This is a genomic window from Flavobacterium sp. WC2409, assembly GCF_041200085.1.
Lineage (GTDB): Bacteria > Bacteroidota > Bacteroidia > Flavobacteriales > Flavobacteriaceae > Flavobacterium.
In genome coordinates, this window is the sequence record NZ_CP165625.1 from 1,445,351 (window position 1) to 1,465,070 (window position 19,720).

Genomic DNA, 19,720 nt, shown 5'->3' on the forward strand with positions numbered 1-19,720 from the left:
TTTCTCCATGAAAAAAGCACTTCTGAATACGTTTCAAAAGTGCTTTTTTATTTTTTTTTAATTACCTACTCTACCCTTGAAGTACTATGAACAATAGGCGTATCTTGTAAAAGTGTTTTTGATATTGCAAAAAAATCTCTAATGTAACTTTGGTTATTATGAATGTCTAATCCGTCCTGATCTTCCCAAATTTCATGAAAAATAAATACTGAAGGATCTTTTTTACTTTGATGTAAATCATATTGCAAACAAGCCACTTCCTTATTTGATTGAATAACCAATTCTTTCAATTTACTTTTTAATTCTTCTATGTTTTCTGCTTTACTTTTAAGTAGTACTGTTAAATGTATTTTCATAATTAATTTAAAAATAGTTTAGTTAAATGTTTTTGATACAAATTTAGATCTTTTTCAATATCGGCATTTTTTTCAACATCATGAAAATGAATACTTTGTAAGGGTTTCATTCCTGTAAAAGCGTTCATTCTATGAAAACCAAATAAAACTCCATCGTCAACACTTTGTTGATTAAAAAATTCTCCAAGCAAAGTAAAGGCTTCTTTAGGTGCATTCCAAGATGAAGTTATCATGTATTTTTTACCATGAAGCATTCCACCAGTTCCGTAGTTTATTGTTGGGTTTTCTGATGATCGCCCATCACTTCTATAAATTCCTTTGGCATGTCCAGCGGTAAAAACAACATCTATATACTTTTTAAAACCATGTGGCAATTGAAACCACCATATTGGGGTATGATATATAATAGCATCCGCCCACACAAAGTTTTCAACTTCGATTACAGGATTATATTCCTCATTAATATTAGTAGTTCTTATTTCAAAATCCGAATGATTTTGAAAAAACGAAGCCGTTTCATTTGCAATTGTTTCATTAAATCGACCTCCTGAATGACCAAATTTTTGACCACCATTGATTATAAATATTTTTCTCATAATTTTGTTGAATAATTTATGATGCAAATTTAAAGCAGTCATAACTATTATAAAAATAACTTAATTCATACCTTTGTATTATAATTATAATAGAATATGATCAATTTAGAATGGTACCGTACTTTTAAAGCAATATATAAAACTGGAACTTTGACCCATGCAGCCGAAGTTTTGTTTATTTCGCAACCTGGCGTAAGCTTACATTTAAGTTCTCTTGAAAATTATGTAGGTTACAAATTGTTTGACAGGACTGGAAGAAAAATGATTCCTACCGAAAAAGGAAAAGTCCTTTATAATTTTATAATAGATGCGCTAACAAAACTCGAAGAAGCAGAAAAAAATTTTCAAAGAAGTACCGAAAAAAACACACCAACAATTAGTGTAGGAATGTGTTTTGAAACATTTCAAATTACACTAGAGCAGTACATCTCAGCGCTACCTTTTAATGTTATAATCCAATTCGGTGAATATCCTGAAATGGTAGAAAATCTTGAAAAAGGAATTTTGGATTTAATAATTACCCCCCAAATGGTTATTAAAAATGCGATTGAATACCAAGCATTTTCATCTGAAACGATTGTTCTTGTAGGCGGAAATGAAATTGATAACGAGGAATTCAAAGAAATTGAACAAAATCAAAGTATTGAAAACTTGGAACTTTGGCTAAAACAACAAAAATGGTATGGAACTACTGGAGACATGGAGCATTTACGCCGTTTTTGGCAGTTAAATTTCAATAAATACCCTGATTTTAGACCAAATTATATTGTTCCAAACATAAACTCGATAGTCCGTTGTTTAAGCAGTGGTAAAGGATTGGCTGTGGTTCCCGATTTTCTGTGTCGTAAAGAAATAGAAAATGGTTCCGTAAAGATTATCTGGGAAGGAAAAACACCTTTAAAAAACATTCTATACTTTGCTACCCGAAAAAAAACGATCTATGAAGAAGAGATTAATTTGATAAAGAAAATTTTTATGGAATTAGAATAAACCAATATAACTCCCTGTTTCTTTTATATAAATTTAGCTATTTGTTTCAATATTTACTGTTCTTCTTTTTTGTATTCAATAAATTATTAATTTTATGAAAACATTAAAACTAAAAGATATGAATGGCTTTTTTAAAACAATTTTAGCTGGCTATGGTGCCAAGAAATTAGGTGGTGGTTGCTTTGGAACTATTCTTATATTTATAATTCTATATTGGATTTTAGGTAAGTTTTAGAATTCTAAAACTTACCTACATATCATAAATGAGTTATTTTTTAAGGTCTTTTAGCATCAGTTCTTTTATGAATTTTACAGGAGAACTGCCATAGCTCAGAAATTTTTCATGGAAATTTTTTAGATTAAAGTGAGCTCCTTGTTCTTTTTTTAGCATCTCCCTAAATTCATATATTTCAGTATATCCTGTAAAATAAGAACATAATTGAACTTGCGATAAACTTACACGATTCCACTTCCCTTCTGCTTCTGCTTGTTGTTGAAAAGCGTCTACTACTAACAAATGCATTGCTTCTTCCTTGCTCATGTTTTTAGTATGTACACTATAGTCCAAAATTAAATTACAAGTTGTTCTTAAATTCCATTTGTAATACATCAACCACATTTCATCTGAGTTTTTATAGCCATTTTCTAACATCATCAGTTCTGCATATACAGCCCAACCTTCAATCATAGCTCCATTACCCAGAATAGATTTAATCAAACTTGGGGATTGATTGCTATAGACCAGTTGCGTATAATGCCCCGGAATGGCTTCATGAATGTTTAGAATTTGCAATACATAATCATTGTATTCCCTTAAGTAGCTTTCAGATTTATCAGCGCTCCAACCAGACATACTTCCCACATTGTAATAGGTATTTGCATTTTTATCATATGGTCCTGGTGCCGAAATGGAAGCGCCAGCAACTCCAGCCATATAAGCCGGTTCTTTGCGCACTAGTAAAGGTTTTGACGGATCTATATAAAGTAAATCTTTTTCTTTTACAAAAGCCATCAGTTCTGGAATTTGCTTCTCTATAGCCGACTGAAACTTAGCAGGTGTAGTATGTTGTAACGAAATCTTATCTATTACGGTTTTTATAAGAAATAAACTATCAGTTGGCTTCGGAGTTTCTTTCATGTATTTTACCCATAATTTGTCGGCCAAAGCATACATTTTTTGATGCAACTCCTTTTTATGATCCACTGCTTTTTTAAAAATGGTATCCGCCTTATAACTCGATTGAATGTCTAATTCAAATTTCTCTTTGTACAAATCAGCTCCCAATCTAAAAGAACGAGGTGTTTTATTATCTAAATCTTTCAACCAATCCGTATAGGTAACAATTGCGTTAACCGCTACTTTAGCCTTGTCTTTTATTTCTTTCTTCTCTGAATCTCCTAATTTGCTTTTGCTTAAAGCGGTATTTAAATCCTTTTCAAAAATAGAAATTCCTCCTAGATTTTGAGTAATGGCAAGTGCTGTATGTTCTAAAGTTGGATTTTTAATATTTATTTTGGCCGCTTCATAGTAGGCCGTAATTCCATTCATTTTTAAATTAAAATTATGTAATCGAGACTCCAATGAATCGTATTTCCCACTTAATATCGATGCAAAGGCACTACATACATTGTATTCAGAGGGATCCCATTGATAAGATTTAAGTTTGTCTATTTTAAAAATAGTGCTTTGTAGCTGATTTTTGATAATATAATAATCAATTATATTAGGATCTGAAAGATTTTCTAGTGGATAATTTTGAATGGAATCTAGTTGTGAATGAGCAAAGTCTAACTGCTTTTTTAAGTAAACCGAATCTGAAGCGACCAATACGCTATCTAATTTATGATACCCTTGACTAGATGCCCAATCTGGATAAACATCCCATAAAGTGGTTACATATCCTTTTTTATAATGCTCGAATTTCTCATTTAAGTTGATTCCTTCTGTTGTTTTTGGCTTTTTATTACAGGAAAACACGAGAAGAAGTGATAGAATTGGGAAAAGTATTTTTTTCATATTAAGTCATTTCAAAAAAATAAAGATATAAAAAATGCCGTTCAATGAACGGCATTTTTTATTCTAATATTAATAAGCTAAAAGCGCTACTAACTCTTTTTCGAATCGGCCTTTCGGCAAATAATGATCTTCCAGTATTTTTGTAAACGGAATTGGTGTGTCTAAACTTGCTACTCGCCTCACAGGAGCATCCAAGTATTTAAAACATTCCTCCATTATCATTGCCGAAATATCACTAGCAATACCTCCAAACATAGAATCCTCTTGATAAATAATGACTCTTCCCGTCTTCTTCACTGATTTGAAAATAGCTTCAGTATCCAGTGGTTGTAGCGTTCTTAGATCCAATAAATCAGCTGAAATAGATGGATTTTTTTCTAATGTATCCAAAGCCCAGTGGACTGCAGCTCCAAAAGAAATGATAGTTACTTGACTCCCTTCTTTCAATAAAGCAGCTTTCCCTAATGGCAGAGTGTAATAGTCTGTAGGTACTTCTTGGTAAACGGAACGATACAGTTGTTTGTGTTCAAAAAACATAACTGGATTTGGATCGTTGATTGAAGAATTTAATAATCCCTTAGCATCATAAGGAAAAGCAGGATATACCACTTTCAATCCTGGTGTTTTAGTAAACCAAGCTTCATTCGTTTGGGAGTGAAATGGTCCAGCTTGGGTTCCACCACCACATGGCATACGCACCACAACATCGGCTTTTTCTAACCAGCGGTAATGCGATTTAGCTAACAAATTTACAATTGGATTAAATCCAGTCGAAACAAAATCGGCAAATTGCATCTCTACAATTGCTTTGTGTCCATTGATTGATAATCCCATTCCAGCCGAAACTATAGCGCTTTCACAAATAGGCGTATTGATCACGCGTTCTTTTCCAAACTGTGCTACAAATCCATCTGTTATTTTAAAAGCTCCACCATATTCAGCAATGTCTTGCCCCATAATAACCAAGTTATCATGACGCTCCATAGATTGTTTTAAACTGCTTGAAATCGCGTCTATAAATCGTATTTTTTCTTTTTGTTCAGAAGGTTTAATTTGCTCATATACAAATGGTTTGTATATATCATTTAATTCTTCACTTTCTGAATATTCTATTTCTGGTTCAGCATTGGCCAAAGCCAAACCTTCATCAATATCTTTCTTGATTTCGGAACGTAAAGTTTCGTCAAAATCATCATTTAGGATTCCATTTTCTTTTAAATATTTTCGGTAATTTTCAACAGGATCTTTAATTGCCCAATGATCCATTAATTCTTGTGGTACATATTTAGTTCCACTTGCCTCTTCATGCCCTCTCATTCTAAAGGTTTTGAATTCTAGCAAAATGGGACGTGGATTTATTTTCATGGAAGCTTTCAATTCAGACAATAAATTATACACTTCAAGTATATTATTCCCATCTACAATATGACTTTCCATGCCGTATCCAATCCCTTTATCAGCCAGGTTTTCACAGCGGTATTGCTCATTAGTAGGAGTCGAAAGTCCGTATCCATTGTTTTCAATGACAAATAGAACGGGTAATTCCCAAACTGAAGCAATATTCAAAGCTTCATGAAAATCTCCTTCTGAGGTTGCTCCTTCTCCTGTAAAAACGGCAGTAACTTTTCCGTTTTTCTTTAGTTTATTGGCTAAGGCGATTCCATCAGCAATTCCTAGTTGTGGCCCTAAATGGGAAATCATTCCAATAATCTTGTATTGTTGCGTCCCAAAGTGAAAACTTCGATCCCTACCTTTAGTAAATCCATTTGCTTTTCCTTGCCATTGCGAGAATAAACGATATAAAGGGATGTTTCTACCGGTAAATACACCTAGATTTCGATGCATTGGTAAAATGTATTCATCAGGGTCCAAAACGGCAGTAACTCCTACCGATATGGCTTCTTGTCCAATTCCTGAAAACCATTTAGATACTTTTCCTTGACGAATGAGAATAAGCATTTTCTCCTCAATAAGTCGTGGTTTAAGTATTCTTTTGTATAAATCTAATAAGGTTTCGTCAGTAAGGTTTTGTCTATCAAAGTTCATTTTTATAGTTTTATTAGGCAATTCAAAGATAGAAAAATATAACAGTTTTGATTAAATTTGTTATATTATTTTATTTTGTTTATAACTTTTGAAATTCTTTTCTAAAATTATTCAATACCTTTGTGGTAGTTAGGCTTTTGAAGCCTTCTAAGTTATTAAAAAATATTTTAAAGTATGCAAAACATTCCTAGTGTTGACTTGCGTGATTTCCTGTCGGATGACCCGACACGTAAACAAAAATTTGTAAATGAAATCGGAAGTGCATTTGAAGATATTGGCTTCGTAGCACTAAAAGGTCATTTTTTAAATGATCAATTGGTAGAAGAATTGTATGGTGAAATTAGAAATTTTTTCTCTTTACCCTTAGAAACGAAACGCAGTTATGAGATTCCAGGTATTGGAGGTCAGCGTGGTTACGTTTCTTTTGGTACAGAACATGCAAAAGGAAGAAAAGAAGGAGATTTGAAAGAATTTTGGCATTTCGGTCAGTATGTGAGTGAAAATTCAAAATATGCTTCAGAATATCCTGAAAATGTCGAAGTAAAAGAATTACCTCGATTTAATGTTGTAGGTAAAGAAGCGTATCAAATGCTGGAAAAAACGGGAGTTTACGTTTTGAGAGCATTAGCATTGCGATTGGGTTTAGACGAATTCTATTTTGACAATTATGCCAAAGATGGAAATTCAATCTTACGACCTATTCATTACCCACCTATTACTACAGAACCTGCAAATGCTATTCGCGCTGCTGCTCATGGTGATATCAACTTGATCACCTTATTAATGGGAGCGCAAGGAAAAGGACTTCAAGTTCAAAACCACGACGGAGATTGGATTGATGCCATTGCTGAACCAGATGAATTAGTAATAAATGTAGGTGATATGTTGTCACGTCACACGAATAACAAATTGAAATCTACCATTCACCAAGTGGTGAATCCACCTAGAGAATTATGGGGAACTTCAAGATATTCGGTGCCATTTTTTATGCACCCTGTAAGTGATATGCCATTGAATTGTTTAGAAAACTGTATTGATGCAGAACATCCTAAACAATTTGAAGATATTACTGCTGGTGATTACCTATACGAACGTTTAGTAGATTTAGGATTAATCAAAAAATAATTCCTAATTTTACTTCTAGTAATAAAAGACATTGAGTTTACTTAATGTCTTTTTTCTTTTTATAAATATTAAATTAAAAGAAATAGAACGCGGATAACGCAGCTTTAAACGGATTTAAGCGGATTAATTATATTCCTTAAAGATTTTTCTAAATCTTCAATTATCCAATTTCAATTAAAAAATAAAATATGGACTTACAAGACCAATTAAAAAACCTTTTCCCTAATCACGAACCTGGCCCAGAAGAAAAAATAGAAGAAGTGCCACATGAATTATATGTTCAAAAAGAACCAATGATTTGTAAATTCGAAAAAAGAAAAGGCAAAGCCACCACAATAATCGAAGGTTACGAAGGAACCGATGAGGATTTTAAAATCTTAGCTAAAGAAATTAAAACAAAACTGAGCGTTGGTGGTACTTTTAAAGACGATTCTATCATTATTCAAGGAGATTACCGTGATAAAATAATGGAAATATTGAAATTAAAAGGCTTCAAAGTAAAACGTGTTGGGGGCTAAAAAAGGATTCAGTAATTTAGTGCTCAGTTGAGCAACTTGAAACCGTAAACTTTAAACAAAAATCTTAATGATACAATCATCAGAATTAATATTAAATCCAGATGGAAGTGTCTATCACTTGAATCTGAAACCAGAACATATCGCACATGATATAATCTTTGTAGGGGATCAAAACCGGGTAGAGAAAATTACTCAGTTTTTTGACAGCATTGAATTTTCTACCCAAAAAAGAGAATTCAAAACCCAAACTGGTATTTTCAAAGGCAAAAGAATTACTGTAATGTCAACCGGAATCGGTCCAGATAATATAGATATCGTAATTAACGAATTAGATGCCCTAGTCAATATCGATTTAGAAACGCGCAAACCAAAAGACCATTTAACTACACTAAATATTATCCGTATTGGGACTTCGGGTTCTTTACAGGCAGATATTCCAGTAGATAGTTTTGTGATGTCTAAGTTTGGTTTAGGTCTGGACAACATGCTCCGCTCCTACTTGATTGACGAAGTTTCTAATAAAACCATGGAAGATGCTTTTGTAAGTCATACGAATTGGGATTTACGCAAGGGAAAACCGTATGTAATTGCCTGTTCTGAGGTATTAGAAAAAATAATTGAAAGCGACAAAATACACAAAGGAATCACAGCAACAGCTGGTGGTTTCTATGGACCGCAAGGACGTGTATTGCGTTTAAACATTCAAGATGAAGAGCTAAATTCTAAAATGGATAATTTTAAATTTGAAGAAAATAGGATTACCAACTTAGAGATGGAAACCGCTGCAATATATGGCCTTTCGGCGCTTTTAGGACACAATGCCCTATCGCTAAATGCTATAATTGCTAATCGCGCTTCGGGAACTTTTAGCGAAGATCCTTACAAAGCAGTCGATGAATTGATTGCTTATACTTTAGATAAAATCGCTACATTTTAATTGATTTAGGAGCTATTACCTGCTATCCGCTATATCTCTTGTGTCCGCTATCGCTACCACAAGAGGATATCGCTCCTATCAGGGCTAAAAAAGAGTACACATGAACATTTGTATTGAAACCGAGAGATTAATATTAAGAGAATTACTCCCATCAGATGCTGAAGGAATGTTCGCTTTAGACAGGAATCCTAAGGTACATGAGTTTCTAGGTAATAATCCTGTGGTTTCAATTGAAGAAAGTAGAAAATATATTGAGAATATTCGAAATCAATACCTTGAAAACGGAATTGGTCGTTATGCAGTAATTCTGAAAGAGACAAATCAATTTATTGGTTGGTCGGGAATTAAGTACATCACAGAACCCGAAAATGGTCATGTTAATTTTTACGAAATTGGGTACCGATTTATAGAACAGTATTGGGGAAAAGGATATGCATATGAATCGGCCAAAGCTTGGTTAGACTATGGATTCAACACCATGAATATCAAAACGATATATGCATCTGCTCATATTGACAATGCCGCTTCTCGTAGCATTCTTGAAAAAATAGGAATGCAACTAAAAAATGAATTCGATTGGAATGGAATTTCTTGCGTTTGGTACAAATTAAATAAAAAAAACAATTAAAATGACAACAATAAAAATAGCTGGAGTACCAGAACATTTCAATTTACCTTGGCATTTAGCCATCGATAACAGCGAATTTGAAGCTCAAAACATTAACTTAAAATGGACAGATGTTCCTGAAGGGACTGGTAAAATGTGTCAAATGCTTAGATCAGGAGAAACCGATATTGCTGTTATTTTAACGGAAGGAATCGTCAAAGATATTGTTGCAGGAAATCCATCCAAAATTGTTCAAGTTTATGTAGCATCACCATTAATTTGGGGAATACATGTAGCTGCGAATTCTATATATAAAACTGTTTCTGATTTAGAGAATACTAAAGTAGCAATTTCAAGATTAGGTTCTGGCTCACAACTAATGGCATATGTAAATGCCAATAATCAAGGTTGGAAAACCAATGATTTACAATTTGAAATCATCAATACCATCGATGGTGCTGTTGAAGCTTTAACAGCTGGTGCTGCTAATTATTTTATGTGGGAACGGTTTATGACCAAACCATTGGTAGATTCAGGGGTTTTTAGAAGTGTTGGAGACTGCCCTACTCCTTGGCCTTGTTTCGTTATTGCTGTACGTGATGAAATTCTAGAAAAACAACCTGAAATTATTAAATCGATTCTCGAAGTCATCAATAAAAAAACTGAAGGGTTTAAAAACATCTCTAATATTGATAAAACTTTGGCAACAAAATACCATCAAAAAACGGCTGATATTCAAGAATGGTTATCCTTAACTGAATGGTCTCAAGACGCATTACCAAAAAATTTGTTAAACAATATTCAAAATCAATTATTTCAACTTAAAATCATTGATAAAAAAGGTACTTTTGATGAAATTGTAAAAGCAATCTAGTTTTTACACTTTGTGGTTGCTATGATAAACATTAAAAATATTTCTTTACAAAATATAAAACAAAAACTTAAGGTTAAGAAGCCTTGGGATGATGTAATTATTTTTGTCTTAAATATTTTGATTGCTGTTCCTCTATTTATAATTGCTCATCAGAATTTAATTGAACTCAGTTGGGCCTATAATATTGATCGAATTTTACTTTTCTTAGTCATTATCATTCTTATACAACTCATATTGAGATTGTTAAGAACCATAATTATCGTATGCATTTTTCTCTATATTTTAGTTTTATTTTATGGAACTGCTTCAGGGAACTATGGATTTAATAGTGTTTATGAGGATTATGACTCGATGATTTACACCATGTCAGACAATCCAAATCCACAAGACATCATTATTTCTAAACTCCTCCCATTTCCCAATAAATCAAAGATTATCAATGCAATAGAATACAAAAATCCTAAAGTTCGTAATTTTGCCATCATGGCGACATCAAAATACTTTAAAAATGTAAATGGATATTCTGATTATAGAACGATTATACAATGCTTTGCTGTTTTTAAGGAAATAAATGGCCGCTGGAACTATGTAAGTGACCCAAAAGATGGCGATTACATTGCTACAGCCAGTGAATCATTAGATTACTTTTCAGGTGATTGTGACGACCACTCCATTCTTATGGCTGCGGCTGTAAGAGCTATTGGTGGCACACCAAGATTGATTCATACCAAAGGGCATATCTATCCCGAAATATTAATTGGGACTATGAATGATTTAGAAACCGTAAATTATTTGATAAAAAATATTTTGTTTAAAAAAGAAAGCTATAAAAAGCAGCTTCATTACCATATTGATGAACGGGGCCAAGTATGGCTCAACCTTGACTACACTGCTAAATATCCAGGAGGACCTTTCCTATCCGAAGAAATATTGGGTGCGTTGACATTGAATTAGTTGATTAGTTTAAATAACATTATTCTTCAAGAGATTAATTTTTAAGTGGATATATTGAATTTGAAGATTGTTTTTCAGCACATCATATTCAGCTCTTAAAAATTGATTTTTTACAGATGAATAAACAATAGCTTCAACTCTACCATTTGTAAATTTCGCTTGCATCGTTGTAAACGAAGCTTTTGCATATTTTCGTCTCTCTTTCAACTTTTTTTCTAGTTGCAAATAGTTGCTTTTGTTTTTTTCTTCTAGTGTAACTTGTTTATCCAACTCTTGCTTTTCTTGTTCGATAACCAATTTTGATTTTTGACTTTCAATTTTAGAAGCTATTATTCTTTTGTTATTTCTGAATCCGTTAAAAATTGGAATTGCTAATTGCATGCCCACTTGCTGGCTTTTATTATCAGCCAATTGATTCGAAAAAGAATCTGTTAAACCATTTGCATCCTTGATGTTTTTGTAATAAAAAGTTGAATAGCCGTAATAAGCCGAAAGAACTGGTAAATTATTGGCTCTTTGTAAACTAATCAATTTTAAGTTGTTTTCGTGCTGAAACTCGGCTCTTTTAATTTTTGGATTATAATTCGTGTTTGCAACAACATCCGAATTGTTTTCATCAAAATAGACTTCCAGAACAACAGTTTCTGTTTCCACATTTAAAACATTCATTAACTGAAACAATTGCAGTTTTTGTATTCCGTACAATTGTTGAGATGTGATATAACTATTTTCTTCTTCCGAAAAACTCAATTGCATATCGTACAAATCACTTTGAGGCTTGCTTCCTATTGCGACTTCTTTAGTAATTCGATCTAAATTGAAAGAAGCTTGATGCAATTGTTCTTTCTGAATTTTCAATAATTCTTGCGTATAAAGTGCTTGATAATAACTTTCTAAAAGCTGCAATTTATATTCGTTTTCAACGACTTCTTTTTCTGCTTTTGCGATTTCAATACTAATTTTATCTTTTTTAGCATTTGCAAAAGCACTGAAATCAATCAGATTTGTTTTAGCATTCAAATAAAAATTATCATTCTGAATGTTCGAACTTACTCTTCCGTTTGTAGAAGGATCAATGGTAGAACCAAAATTATAACTCTGTTCTCCATACAAATTAACCGACGGCAACATGCGGTTTAAAACCGAGTTTTGTGTCTTTTGAGTCCTTTTTACTTCGAGTAATCTAATTTTTATTTCGATATTATTTTGCAAAGCCGTTTCTATGCATTTGGTAAGCGGCCAAGAATTTTCCTGACCACTTACTAATGCAAAAACTAAAAAAAGGGCTAACGTTAAAAATGGTTTCTTATTCATATTTTAAATATTTTAAAACATCTGTTTTAGTTGCTTGATAGGCTCTTGAAAGCACTATCAAAAGTGTAAGAAGTAGCAATATGACAAATCCAAACACAAATGGGAATAGGCTAATATCAATTCTGAAAGCAAAGTTCTCCAACCATTTGTTTAGTAAATAATAAACGGGAAATACTGCGATTGCGAAACCGATGATGCAATACAAAATGTACTGTTTAGAGAGTTCTTTCAATAATAAATTGGTTTCGGCTCCAAGGGTTTTTCTGATAGCAATTTCTTTCATTCTCCTTTGTATCGAATACGAAGCCAAAGCGAACAATCCGAAAAGTGCAATTAGAATTACAACTACATTCAGCAAGGAAAATAGATTCTTTTGCTTCACGTAGGATTCATAGGTTCGGGCGTATTGCTTGTCTACAAAATCATATTTAAAAGGAAATTCGGTATCGACTTTACTCCATAATTTTTCAATATCAGCGATCGTGCTTTCAATATTATCCGATTTTAGTTTTATGTAAACTTTATTAATATTTTGAGCTATATCAACCGTTTTAAGATGATAAAAAAACATCCCTGACACCTCAACTTCAGGACTTAATAAATTAAAATCTTTAACAACTCCTATGATTTTTAATTTTCTTTCTTTGATAATTACTTCTTTTCCGATAGGATCTTTAAGATTCATCAACTTTTGTGCTGTTTCATTAATCAACACAGAACTAATAGTATCCGAAGCGCGTTTCGGATCAAGAGATCTTCCTTCTACTAGTTTTATTTTCATCATTTCGAATATACCAAAATCAACTGCAATTGTTCGTGCTTTAAAAAGTTCATCATTGTACAATATACCTCCTAATGAATCATCTGAACCGTCAAATGAAATCAATCCTGTAGAAACTTGTTCGACACCTTTTATTTTAACTAGTTCTTGTTTTATTGTACTGTATTTATTGTAGATATTTTGCCCTACCTTTTCCACTTCATAATCCGACTTAGGAAAATTCAAACATACGGCAATCACTTGATCTCCTTTAAAACCTAAATCTTTATGGCTTAAATAATCGATTTGCTGATACACAATATAAGAACCTACAATAAAGAAGGTAGCCACGGTAAACTGGAAAACCAACATTCCGTTACGTAACCAGATTCCGTTTTTACTTCTTCCAAAATTACCTTTCAGAACTTTTAAAGTTTCGAAATTAGCAACATAAACGGCTGGAAGTATTCCTGCCACAAAAAGTGTAATACTGAAAATCAGAATTAATTGCAGATAAAACTGACTGCCAATTATTCGTAAACTCTTATTTAAAAAATCATTGTAATACGGCAAAGTCAACTCAACAATAACTAATGCTAGCAAAATCGAAAACAAACTTATTAGCGCAGTTTCAAAAATAAATTGAAGTACAATAGTACTTTTTGAAGCACCCACAACCTTACGAACACCAACTTCTTTCGCACGTTTAACCGCATTGGCTGTAGCCAAATTAATATAATTTACAATCGAAAGAATGAGAATTAAAACGGATAACCCAACCATAATCAACAAAAACTGATAATTACCTCTGCCTTCTGGATATCCATCTGCAATAGAATGTAATCTCGCTTTTGAAAGTGGCTCAATAACTACATCAAAATGTCCAATTTTCTTAGTCATTTCTTCGAAACTAAAACCTGCTTCCTTGGCAATTCTTCGAACAAAATCTTGGCTATACATTTTCTCTAAATTTTTGCGTGTATTCTCAATTTTTGACGGGTCTTTAATTTTAAGAAGTAACTTGAATATAAAAGGTCCTGTTAAATTTTCACTTTTATACTGCTTCATTGTATTCATTATAACATCTGGAGCAATTGAAGAATTCCCTGGAATATGATACACAGCACGCACTGCCAACATTTTATCCAAAATTGTTATTTGTTTACCAATCGGATTTTCGTCACCAAAAACTAGTTTAGCCATTACATCTGAAATAGCAATGCTAGAACCATCTTTTAATGCCGAAACAGCATCTCCTTTTATAATTTCAAATGGAAAAAGAGAAAAGAAATCAGCTTCAACATTAATAATTTTATCAACTGTTTCTTTCTTGCCTTTATAGATAATTTTATCCTTTTGGTACCAGCTATCAGCATAAACTACCTTTTCTACATTAGCATCCTTCTCTAAAATAGGTTTTAGAAAATAAGCGCAATCTGAAAAAACGGGCATTCCTGTTACTTGCACTAAAACCTCATAAACATTGTCCTTTTCAGGATTCCAAGCATCATAACTATGCTCATCATTCCAATACAGTAATGCAAAAATTAATCCTGCAATACCAATGGCTAATCCGAAAACGTTTAGAAATGAAAACAGTTTGTTTTGCTTTAAATGATAGATGAATATTTTTATATAGTTTAATAACATTATTTAAGTTTGGTTAGTTATAAATGACTTTTATTGGTTTTAATTATTCGTATTTTAGGTATTTTAAAACATCCAGTTTGGTTACTTGATAGGCTTTCGCTAAAACAACTACTAAAGTCAAAAACAATAAAGAAACAAAAGCAATCGCAAAAGGTAAAAACTGAATATCAATACGATATGCAAAATTATCTAGCCATTTTTGTAACAGAAAGTAGGCTGGAACCACTCCGATAATAAAACCCATTGCACAAAAAACTACATACTGTTTGGACAACTCTTTTAGTAAAGTAGTAGTTTCAGCACCCAAGGTTATTCGAATAGCAATTTCTCTTAATCGTCTTTCCATTGAAAAAGAAGCTAAAGCAAACAATCCGAAAATGGCAATAAGAACAACAACAAGATTCAGTAACGAGAAGAGATTTTTTTGTTTGACATATTCCTTATAAGAACGTGCGTATTTCTTATCTACAAACTCATACGAAAACGGATATTCGGTATCGACTTTAGTAGTCCAAAATTGCTCAATATCGCTCATCGTGATTTCAATATTATCTGTATTTACTTTTACAAAAATTGAATTTACGCCTTGTGACATCAATGGCATTGTCTTTAAATGCATGAACACCATTGGCGAGTTTTTTTCTTGCGGCCCTCTTAAATTAAAATCTTTTACAACGCTTATTATTTTGAATTTATCTCCATCACCAGAAACAATTTCTTTTCCTATTGGTTGTTTAATCCCTAATAATTTTACTGCCGTTTCATTAACCATTACATTATTAATGGTATCCGAAGCATATTTAGTACTCAAATATCGTCCTTCTGTTAGTTTGATGTTCATCATTTCCATCATCCCAAAATCAACGGCCATATTCAAGCCTTGAATGTTGGCATTTTGGTACAAATAATCTCGTGAAGATCGCGCGCCATTTCCAAAAGAAAAATTTGCTGTAGCTACCTGATTAACACCTTTCATTCTGGTCAATTGCTCTTTTGCCTTCAAATAATCCTGAAAAAACTCTTTTTTATAAATTGCTTCAGATTGTGTATCAAACTTTTTCAGATAATCAATTTCAATTACTTGATCACCTTTAAAACCTAGATTTTTATTGGTTAAATGATTTACTTGTTGATAAACAATGGTCGAACCAACAATAAAAAAAACAGCGATAGCAAATTGAAAAACCAACATACTGTTGCGTAACCATATTCCTGTTTTACTTCTGTTGAAGTTTCCTTTTAAAACTTTTTGCGTTTCAAAACTTGAGATATAAAGCGCAGGGAAAAATCCGCCAAGGAAAACGACAATTCCGAAAATAAAGATCAATTGTAAATAAAATTCACCTCCATAAATTTTCAAATCTTTCTCTAAAAATTCATTGTAATAGGGTAAAGAAATCTCAACAATTACTAATGCTAATAGAATAGATACTATAACAATTACAATTGTTTCAGAAATAAATTGGACGATAATATTTCTTTTACTTGCGCCCAATACTTTTCGCATACCGACTTCCTTGGCTCTTTTAATGGCTCCTGCAGTAGCTAAATTGACATAGTTAATAATGGAAAGAATCATTATCAGAATGGACAACCCTATCATTATCATTAAGTATTGGTAATTTCCTATTCCTTCTGGATATCCCCAATTTTCATTTAATACCGAATTAAGGCGCGCATCTATCAAGGGTTCTAAATGTATGGCTACAATTCCGTGTTCCTTTATTTGTTGTTCTAAAGTAATATTGGCCTCTTTTGCTTCTTGTGTAATTACGTTATCAATAAAAAGCTTTTCTATCTTACGTTCAACAACTTCCTTTTTAGCATTATCTTTAAGCTTAAGGAGTAAGCAAAAATTAAAAAGCTCCCATTTGTCCAAATTTGGGGTAATAACTTTTTTAAAATTATCCGTAAGTACCACATCAGGTGCAAATGAACTTTTCATTTCATTTTGGTACACACCACTTATAGTGTAGTAGTTTTTTCCAAATTTAATTTGCTTTCCTACAGGATTTTCATTGTTGAAAAAAGCTTTGTAAATTTTCTCCGAAATAGCAATTGAGGATTCATCCTTCAGAGCATTTTTAGCATTTCCATAAAGGAATGGAAAAGGAAAATAGTCAAAAAACTTATTTTGAGTATTAAACGCTTTTTCAATTTTTCGCTTTTTACCGTTATAGCTAAACAAGTCTGAATCGTACCAATTATAGCTATAATTATAACTTTCAATATTGGGATCGTTGTCTAGATATTGCCCGATAGCGGCAACCGTATAGGGCCATTTTTCATTGTTCAGGGTATTTATAACCATATGAACATTGTCCTTTTCAGGATTCCATTGATTATAACTATGCTCGTCATTCCAGTATAGGGTTGCAAAAATTAATCCTGCAATTCCAATACTCAAACCTAAAATATTCAAAGCTGTAAAAAGCTTGTTGTTTTTAGTTTGATTTAAAAATATATTTATCCAACTCTTTAGCATGATTATTCGTATTTTAAATATTTCAAGACATCTACTCTTGTCGCCTGATAGGCTCTAGAAAGAACCACAAGTAGGGTCAATGACAATAAGGCAATAAAGCCAATAATAAATGGATAGATTGAAATGTCAATTCGATAAGCGAAATTCTCTAACCATTTATTGAGCAAATAATAAGTTGGAAAAAGTATAATTAGAAAGCCAACAACACAGAAAACAATGTATTGTTTGGATAATTCTTTAAGTAAAATAGTAGTTTCGGCTCCAAGCGTTTTTCGGATAGCGATTGCTTTCATACGTCTTTCTATTGAAAATGAAGCTAGACAGAACAATCCAAAAAGTGCAATGAGGATAACCACAACATTTAATAATGAGAACATATTTTTTTGTTTTACAAAACTGCTGTAAGACCTTTTATATTCTTTATCTACAAAATCATACGAAAATGGATAATCTGGATCGACTTTCTTCAACCAAAACTTCTCAATATCCGCAAGCGTTTTATCCATCGTTTTTGAATCTGCATCAACATAAATATTATTTAAGGCAAACGTTGTCCATGAATTTGTTTTAAAATGAAACAATGACACTGGAGGAATCGCTTCGCTAGGATTACCTATGTTAAAATCCTTTACAACTCCAACGATAGTTATCTCTTTACCATTCCAATTCACCTTTTTTCCAATTGGGTTTTTCTCTTTTAATAGTCTAGTGGCAGTTTCATTTATTAACATCGTATTAATAGTATCCTGAGCAAATTTTGGACTCAAGTACCTCCCCTTTACAATTTTTATTTGCATCATTTCTAACATTCCAAAATCAATCGGAATATTGTCTCCATCCACACTTAAATCTTTATATTGATACGATATTGTTGATTTTGCAGATCCTCCAAAAGCAAAGCCAGCTGATGCAACTTGTTTTACCCCCGGAATGCGTAATAATTCATTTTTGATTGTTGAGTAACGGTCAAATCTAAAATCATCTGTTATCTCCTCTCCATAAACATTACGATACGATATACTTAAAATTTGATTGGCTTTAAAACCTAAATCTTTTCTATTCATATAATCTATTTGCTGATAAACAATATAGGAACCGATGATGAAAAAGGTTGCAATTGAAAATTGAAAAATCAACATTCCGTTTCGTAACCATACGCCACTTTTACTTCTTCCAAAATTGCCTTTCAACACCTTTAAAGTTTCAAAATTAGAAACATATATTGCTGGAAAAACTCCTGCCAAACAAACTGTAATACTAAATATTATAATAAGTTGTACATAAAATTGACTGCCTTGTACAATGATAGTTTTATTTAAAAAATCATTATAATAAGGTAACGACAGCTCAACAATTACAAGAGCAAATAAAATTGAAAACAACGATAGTATTCCTGTTTCAAAAACAAATTGCTGGATTATATTACTTTTTGAAGAGCCCATAACTTTTCTTACACCAACTTCTTTAGCACGTTTTATTGCATTTGCTGTTGCAGAATTGATATAATTTACAATTGAAAGAAGAAGTATTAAAACTGATAATCCAACCATAATCATCAAAAACTGAAAATTGCCATTTTCCTCAATTAATCCACCAGTTTTAGTATGTAGTCGAACAGTAGATAAGGGTTCTAAAAAGGGTTTGGTAGTTCCATATTTTTCAATGTATTGCGCTGGAGTAATTCCATTTTCTTTTGCATAACGAACCGTCATGTTATCATAATAAAGTTTCTTTAAATCATTTTCTATAAGTGAAACTTTATCCGGATTTTTAACTTTAAGAAATAATACAAACTGAAAATTCCCCCATTGGTCAATTGTTTTTCTAATTCTTAAATCAATGAAATTGACTACACAGGAAGGATTATAAGAAGATTTTTTATCCATTTTATAAACGCTTCTTACTATCAATTTTTTATTCTGAAAAAGAACTTCTTTTCCTAGAGCAGTTTCCTTTCCAAAAATCTGCAATGCTAAATCTTCTGAGAGACTGATACTATTTTCATCTGGCAATGCTGATTCTTGACTTCCTTCTACAAATTCAAAAGGAAAAAATTCAAAAAAATTCTTTTGTGCTGATACGATTTTACTCGATTGCACTTTTTTATTTTTAAACCGAATTATATCGCTTTCATAATTTCCACTTAAATAACAATACGATGCTACTTCTGAACTTTTCTCTTTTATTGCAGCTCCTATTGGTGCTGAACTCGATGCCCAAAATGAATTTTCGCTCATTTGATTAGCTACCAAAAAAACGTTGTCTTTGTCAGGATTCCATGCATCATAACTTTGCTCGTCATTCCAGTATAAAGTAGCGAAAATCACTCCTGCAATACCAATACTCAATCCTAAAACGTTGAGAAAAGAAAACAGTTTGTTTTGCTTTAAATGATAAATAAATATTTTTATCCAGTTGATTATCATGTGATTTTGATTATATTGATTTTGATTTGATGATATGTTTTTAAGCTACTTACAATAGTATTTTG

At 32.2% G+C, this 19,720-nt stretch carries 16 protein-coding genes; 8 read left to right on the forward strand and 8 right to left on the reverse strand.

What is annotated here, in order from left to right:
- Positions 1-65: 65 nt before the first annotated feature.
- Positions 66-356: a putative quinol monooxygenase gene (locus tag AB3G34_RS06285; protein ID WP_369753811.1), complete on the reverse strand. Its 291-nt coding sequence runs from the start codon at positions 354-356 to the stop codon at positions 66-68.
- A 2-nt stretch (positions 357-358) separates the two neighbouring features.
- Positions 359-952, reverse strand: coding sequence for an NAD(P)H-dependent oxidoreductase (locus AB3G34_RS06290; protein ID WP_369753812.1), 594 nt, complete (start codon positions 950-952; stop codon positions 359-361).
- Positions 953-1,048: 96 nt separating this feature from the next.
- Between AB3G34_RS06290 and AB3G34_RS06295 the strand changes: the two genes are divergently transcribed.
- Together AB3G34_RS06295 and AB3G34_RS06300 are read left to right on the forward strand one after the other, a co-directional pair.
- Positions 1,049-1,942 (forward strand): LysR family transcriptional regulator, encoded by an 894-nt coding sequence (locus tag AB3G34_RS06295; RefSeq protein ID WP_369753813.1) that lies wholly within the window; start codon positions 1,049-1,051, stop codon positions 1,940-1,942.
- Between the two features lie 94 nt (positions 1,943-2,036).
- Positions 2,037-2,177, forward strand: coding sequence for a hypothetical protein (locus AB3G34_RS06300; RefSeq protein ID WP_369754114.1), 141 nt, complete (start codon positions 2,037-2,039; stop codon positions 2,175-2,177).
- Positions 2,178-2,210: 33 nt separating this feature from the next.
- Here AB3G34_RS06300 and AB3G34_RS06305 read toward each other — a convergent pair whose 3' ends face one another.
- On the reverse strand, positions 2,211-3,959 hold the full coding sequence (locus AB3G34_RS06305) for a DUF885 domain-containing protein (protein WP_369753814.1): 1,749 nt from the start codon (positions 3,957-3,959) through the stop codon (positions 2,211-2,213).
- A 69-nt stretch (positions 3,960-4,028) separates the two neighbouring features.
- Positions 4,029-6,005: a thiamine pyrophosphate-dependent enzyme gene (locus tag AB3G34_RS06310; protein ID WP_369753815.1), complete on the reverse strand. Its 1,977-nt coding sequence runs from the start codon at positions 6,003-6,005 to the stop codon at positions 4,029-4,031.
- A gap of 174 nt (positions 6,006-6,179) precedes the next feature.
- Between AB3G34_RS06310 and AB3G34_RS06315 the strand changes: the two genes are divergently transcribed.
- The 6 genes from AB3G34_RS06315 (at position 6,180) to AB3G34_RS06340 (ending at position 11,020) form a co-directional block, all read left to right on the forward strand.
- Positions 6,180-7,130: an isopenicillin N synthase family dioxygenase gene (locus AB3G34_RS06315; RefSeq protein ID WP_369753816.1), complete on the forward strand. Its 951-nt coding sequence runs from the start codon at positions 6,180-6,182 to the stop codon at positions 7,128-7,130.
- A 188-nt stretch (positions 7,131-7,318) separates the two neighbouring features.
- Positions 7,319-7,648, forward strand: coding sequence for a translation initiation factor (locus AB3G34_RS06320; RefSeq protein ID WP_367769964.1), 330 nt, complete (start codon positions 7,319-7,321; stop codon positions 7,646-7,648).
- Between the two features lie 67 nt (positions 7,649-7,715).
- Positions 7,716-8,585 (forward strand): nucleoside phosphorylase, encoded by an 870-nt coding sequence (locus tag AB3G34_RS06325; RefSeq protein ID WP_369753817.1) that lies wholly within the window; start codon positions 7,716-7,718, stop codon positions 8,583-8,585.
- A gap of 100 nt (positions 8,586-8,685) precedes the next feature.
- A complete protein-coding gene (locus AB3G34_RS06330; protein ID WP_369753818.1) occupies positions 8,686-9,213 on the forward strand; it encodes a GNAT family N-acetyltransferase in 528 nt (175 codons plus the stop codon).
- Position 9,214: 1 nt separating this feature from the next.
- Positions 9,215-10,066: a substrate-binding domain-containing protein gene (locus AB3G34_RS06335; protein ID WP_369753819.1), complete on the forward strand. Its 852-nt coding sequence runs from the start codon at positions 9,215-9,217 to the stop codon at positions 10,064-10,066.
- A 21-nt stretch (positions 10,067-10,087) separates the two neighbouring features.
- Positions 10,088-11,020, forward strand: coding sequence for a transglutaminase (locus AB3G34_RS06340; RefSeq protein ID WP_367753141.1), 933 nt, complete (start codon positions 10,088-10,090; stop codon positions 11,018-11,020).
- 9 nt (positions 11,021-11,029) lie between these two features.
- On the opposite strand, the gene AB3G34_RS06345 is transcribed toward AB3G34_RS06340, so the two are convergent.
- Genes AB3G34_RS06345 through AB3G34_RS06360 form a run of 4 tightly spaced genes read right to left on the reverse strand, consistent with a single transcriptional unit; the run spans position 11,030 to position 19,655 of the window.
- The gene (locus AB3G34_RS06345; protein ID WP_369753820.1) at positions 11,030-12,334 is read right to left on the reverse strand and encodes a TolC family protein; all 1,305 of its coding nucleotides are present in this window, start codon (positions 12,332-12,334) and stop codon (positions 11,030-11,032) included.
- Positions 12,327-14,744, reverse strand: a complete 2,418-nt coding sequence (locus AB3G34_RS06350) for an ABC transporter permease (protein ID WP_369753821.1) — start codon at positions 14,742-14,744, stop codon at positions 12,327-12,329. The genes AB3G34_RS06345 and AB3G34_RS06350 overlap by 8 nt, the downstream gene beginning before the upstream one ends.
- Positions 14,745-14,787: 43 nt before the next feature.
- Positions 14,788-17,229: an ABC transporter permease gene (locus AB3G34_RS06355; RefSeq protein ID WP_369753822.1), complete on the reverse strand. Its 2,442-nt coding sequence runs from the start codon at positions 17,227-17,229 to the stop codon at positions 14,788-14,790.
- A gap of 2 nt (positions 17,230-17,231) precedes the next feature.
- Positions 17,232-19,655: an ABC transporter permease gene (locus AB3G34_RS06360; RefSeq protein ID WP_369753823.1), complete on the reverse strand. Its 2,424-nt coding sequence runs from the start codon at positions 19,653-19,655 to the stop codon at positions 17,232-17,234.
- Positions 19,656-19,720: the final 65 nt, after the last annotated feature.

Excerpts from the sequence above, each read along its gene's own strand:
- AB3G34_RS06285 (WP_369753811.1), bottom strand. The coding sequence starts at position 356 with ATGAAAATACATTTAACAGTACTACTTAAAAGTAAAGCAGAAAACATA.
- AB3G34_RS06290 (WP_369753812.1), bottom strand. The coding sequence starts at position 952 with ATGAGAAAAATATTTATAATCAATGGTGGTCAAAAATTTGGTCATTCA.
- AB3G34_RS06295 (WP_369753813.1), top strand. The coding sequence starts at position 1,049 with ATGATCAATTTAGAATGGTACCGTACTTTTAAAGCAATATATAAAACT.
- AB3G34_RS06300 (WP_369754114.1), top strand. The coding sequence starts at position 2,037 with ATGAAAACATTAAAACTAAAAGATATGAATGGCTTTTTTAAAACAATT.
- AB3G34_RS06305 (WP_369753814.1), bottom strand. The coding sequence starts at position 3,959 with ATGAAAAAAATACTTTTCCCAATTCTATCACTTCTTCTCGTGTTTTCC.
- AB3G34_RS06310 (WP_369753815.1), bottom strand. The coding sequence starts at position 6,005 with ATGAACTTTGATAGACAAAACCTTACTGACGAAACCTTATTAGATTTA.
- AB3G34_RS06315 (WP_369753816.1), top strand. The coding sequence starts at position 6,180 with ATGCAAAACATTCCTAGTGTTGACTTGCGTGATTTCCTGTCGGATGAC.
- AB3G34_RS06320 (WP_367769964.1), top strand. The coding sequence starts at position 7,319 with ATGGACTTACAAGACCAATTAAAAAACCTTTTCCCTAATCACGAACCT.
- AB3G34_RS06325 (WP_369753817.1), top strand. The coding sequence starts at position 7,716 with ATGATACAATCATCAGAATTAATATTAAATCCAGATGGAAGTGTCTAT.
- AB3G34_RS06330 (WP_369753818.1), top strand. The coding sequence starts at position 8,686 with ATGAACATTTGTATTGAAACCGAGAGATTAATATTAAGAGAATTACTC.
- AB3G34_RS06335 (WP_369753819.1), top strand. The coding sequence starts at position 9,215 with ATGACAACAATAAAAATAGCTGGAGTACCAGAACATTTCAATTTACCT.
- AB3G34_RS06340 (WP_367753141.1), top strand. The coding sequence starts at position 10,088 with ATGATAAACATTAAAAATATTTCTTTACAAAATATAAAACAAAAACTT.
- AB3G34_RS06345 (WP_369753820.1), bottom strand. The coding sequence starts at position 12,334 with ATGAATAAGAAACCATTTTTAACGTTAGCCCTTTTTTTAGTTTTTGCA.
- AB3G34_RS06350 (WP_369753821.1), bottom strand. The coding sequence starts at position 14,744 with ATGTTATTAAACTATATAAAAATATTCATCTATCATTTAAAGCAAAAC.
- AB3G34_RS06355 (WP_369753822.1), bottom strand. The coding sequence starts at position 17,229 with ATGCTAAAGAGTTGGATAAATATATTTTTAAATCAAACTAAAAACAAC.
- AB3G34_RS06360 (WP_369753823.1), bottom strand. The coding sequence starts at position 19,655 with ATGATAATCAACTGGATAAAAATATTTATTTATCATTTAAAGCAAAAC.